This window comes from Aquidulcibacter sp. (assembly GCF_044346625.1).
Classification (GTDB): Bacteria; Pseudomonadota; Alphaproteobacteria; order Caulobacterales; family Aquidulcibacteraceae; genus Aquidulcibacter.
Map to the genome: position 1 here is coordinate 1 of NZ_JBIIYV010000160.1, position 2,871 is coordinate 2,871.

A 2,871-nucleotide genomic window follows, 5' to 3' on the forward strand; every position below is an offset into this window, starting at 1 on the left:
GCATCTGCCGCGATTTCAGCGCCTGCCTCAACGAACAGGCGGTCAGGCGAGGATGCGTGATCACCGGCACCGGTTTCGATAATTATTTGATGGCCCGCTGCAGTGAGTTTCTTAATCGTTTCTGGCGAGGCCGCCACCCGGGTTTCCCCGTCGCGCGTTTCCTTCAGTATTGCTATTCGCATGAAGCTTAATCTCCCCTGAGCCCCTGCTTATGGTTGGTTAGCACGATGGCTGACCTACCGCGCTGACGCAAGCCCATTCCTTGCCCAGGCTTGGAATCAACTGCGCCACTTCAAGCTTTGAGGGTGTATGGGATTAGAGAAAGGCCGCCCCTCGGCCCGACTTTGCGCCCATTCCCGCTTGAGTTTGTTATACCACTTAGCTTGCACGTCGATGTCGTCAATCCAAAGCATGCCTTTTGTAAAAGGCAGTCCTTTATTCTGAAGGTCCACCATGCGGCCATCTTGGTCTAGGAATTCGCGGGCTGCGGGGATCAGGATCGGCTTTATCAGATCCAACAAAGGCGCGGCCGTCCAATAGCTGATCTGGGTGATGAGCGTCGAATTGCCGTCAATCGGCGTCAGGCAGGTCAGCGTAAAGAACTGGCTCTTGTCATTCTCGACCACTTCCCAGCGGAAGCCCGGGATCATAAAGACAATCTCGGTCGTCACCCCTTCGCCAAATAGGAGGCGGTAGGCGAGCGAGTTGGAGGAAGGTGCGTGGCGGGCAATGGCCCAGCCGTAAAGTCGAGGCTCAAATTGCTTTTCTTTGAGCTTGAGGCCAACCGACGGCGGACGCCACCACCATTGATTATGAACAAAGGGCACATGGGCAGGGTCCATCAGACCCACGACTGCATTGTCCATATGGGCTTCAAAAACCCGGCTAACGACAAATTTGGGTCGATCGGCCTTGATGCCAAAGTCTGGTGGCGGAAGATCGGGCGTGCCGTCAAACCGGGGGTCAGATGAGATATAGATAAAGACAAGGCCATTGCGCTCCGCGTGGGGAAAGCGACGAACCTTGACCTTCGCCGGGTCGTAGGGCTGACCCTCGACCAAGGACGGCATAAGCTTGCACACCCCATCGCCACCAAAGCGCCAGCCGTGATAGGGGCATTCAATCGTGGCTTGCCCGTTGGTTTCAACTTGACGCCCTGCCGATAAAGGAACAGCGCGATGGGGACAGACGTCGCGGATGGCCAACACTTCACCCTTGGCGGTGCGACCCAACAGGATCGGCTCCCCCACAATCATGCGGCGGAATTGTTTACCTGCCTTCAGCTCTGCCGAGGTCGCGGCAAAATACCAACAATCCAGCAACAGCCCGTCTGAAGTGATGGATTGCGCAGTCGCGAGAGGGGAAATGTCATCAGCCATGGCAAATCCTATAGACTAGTTTTGCCAACACGAAAAATATCACGCGATGCGGAATTCTGCCGCATCCAAAACCCGAAGCTGTGGCGTCTTATCTGTATCCAACCAACACAAAGGATACCAAAATGAAAACCCTCCCCCTAATACTCGCCGCCGGCCAAGTTTTCTTCAGCTTGGGCCTCGCAAGCCCTGTGTTTGCGGCCATTCCGCAAACCAAAGCCAATCCCCAACAGGCTATAGCCCCACTCAAGCCAGAGCAAATGGCCTGGGTCAAAGATCTGGCCCATCCCGTTAGCCGCCAGACGCTGTGCCAACCCCACGGCCGCCAAGCCTTCAGCGCCAAGACATGCTCTATTCTGAGCCAGTTTGCAGCGGAGCCAACCACGGAAGGCCAAGCCTTCCAGATCAAAACACTGAAAGCTAATCGCACTTTGTGGCTGTCCCTCCCCCTGAGCGTACGCGACAGGCTGGAAACCTATGATGTGCTGGTGATTGCCACAGCACAGCCACCCGCCCCGACCCGTCTTGCTCGTTAGTCACAAAGAATGCAGCTTGGCTGCATCCAAATTCAGAAGCGGCGGCGTCATTAGTTTTTGCCGTCGCCGCACATGAGAAAAGGAAAAGAAAATGCAAAATGCTGGTGAACTCGTCCCCTTTATGCTGTTCTTCTGCATCACAGTCGGGGTTCTTGCGACGCTTTATTGGAATGCCAAAGTTCGCGAGGGCCAGCAGGAGACCCTGCGCCAAGTCATCGCCTCTGGCCAGAAGCTGGATGAGACCACTCTAAAGCTGATGGTCAAAGCACCACATTCACCTGAAATGGACCTACGCGCTGGCCTTATCAGCCTGATGATGGGCTTAGGCTTTTGTGCCGCTGGCGGAATTAGCAAACTCAACGACTTTGACGCAGGTGGGTTTGGCACATTCCTGATCCTGATTGGCTGTATCGTCGGGTTTACGGGCTTGGGTCAGCTCTTGAGCTGGCGCTTGCGTCGCCCTGCTCCCCCGTCTGAGCCGCAATAGGACCGGGTGAAACGCGAACTGAGGCTATGAAAGTGCACACCAGTCAAACGCTAATCAGCGATGTTGATGAAGCCTTGGTCAAGCGCGCCCGCACGGGTTCCTCCAACGCGTTTGATCAGCTGGTGCGCCGTCATCAAGCCGCCGTTCGTGGCTTCCTGTGCCGGATGGTCTCTGAGCCCAGCTTGGCAGATGATCTGGCACAGGAAACTTTTCTAAAGGCCTGGAAGAACTTGTCGCGCTGGCGCGGGGCCGACCAAGCCGGGGGCAGTTTCCGGGGTTGGCTGTTCTCCATTGCGGTAAACGCCGCCCATGACCAGCGCCGCAGCCACATTCGTTCCCAAAAGCGCGATACGGACTGGCTGGCCGATCAAGACCAAGTCGCCTCTCAAGAAACGGGTCTAGCCGCCAAACTTGATCTCGACAAAGTACTCCAAGCCCTCTCGCCCGATCAACGCCTTGTCGTAGCCTTGTG

Annotated in this window: 4 protein-coding genes and 1 pseudogene; 3 read left to right on the forward strand and 2 right to left on the reverse strand. The window is 56.1% G+C overall.

Features of this window, described 5'->3' with window-relative positions; all coding sequences use genetic code 11:
• Positions 1 to 182, reverse strand: a pseudogene (locus ACIQ20_RS16445) (NAD(P)(+) transhydrogenase (Re/Si-specific) subunit alpha); the annotation flags it as partial.
• A gap of 96 nt (positions 183 to 278) precedes the next feature.
• Positions 279 to 1,379, reverse strand: a complete 1,101-nt coding sequence (locus ACIQ20_RS16450) for a Rieske 2Fe-2S domain-containing protein (RefSeq protein ID WP_395782230.1) — start codon at positions 1,377 to 1,379, stop codon at positions 279 to 281.
• Positions 1,380 to 1,501: 122 nt separating this feature from the next.
• Here ACIQ20_RS16450 and ACIQ20_RS16455 point away from each other — a divergent pair, with 122 nt between their 5' ends.
• From ACIQ20_RS16455 to ACIQ20_RS16465, 3 genes are all read left to right on the forward strand, one after another.
• A complete protein-coding gene (locus ACIQ20_RS16455; protein ID WP_395782232.1) occupies positions 1,502 to 1,912 on the forward strand; it encodes a hypothetical protein in 411 nt (136 codons plus the stop codon).
• Positions 1,913 to 2,003: 91 nt separating this feature from the next.
• On the forward strand, positions 2,004 to 2,399 hold the full coding sequence (locus tag ACIQ20_RS16460; RefSeq protein ID WP_395782234.1) for a DUF6249 domain-containing protein: 396 nt from the start codon (positions 2,004 to 2,006) through the stop codon (positions 2,397 to 2,399).
• Positions 2,400 to 2,431: 32 nt separating this feature from the next.
• Positions 2,432 to 2,871, forward strand: a 440-nt coding sequence (locus ACIQ20_RS16465) for an RNA polymerase sigma factor (RefSeq protein WP_395782236.1), incomplete at its 3' end; no start/stop codon positions are given.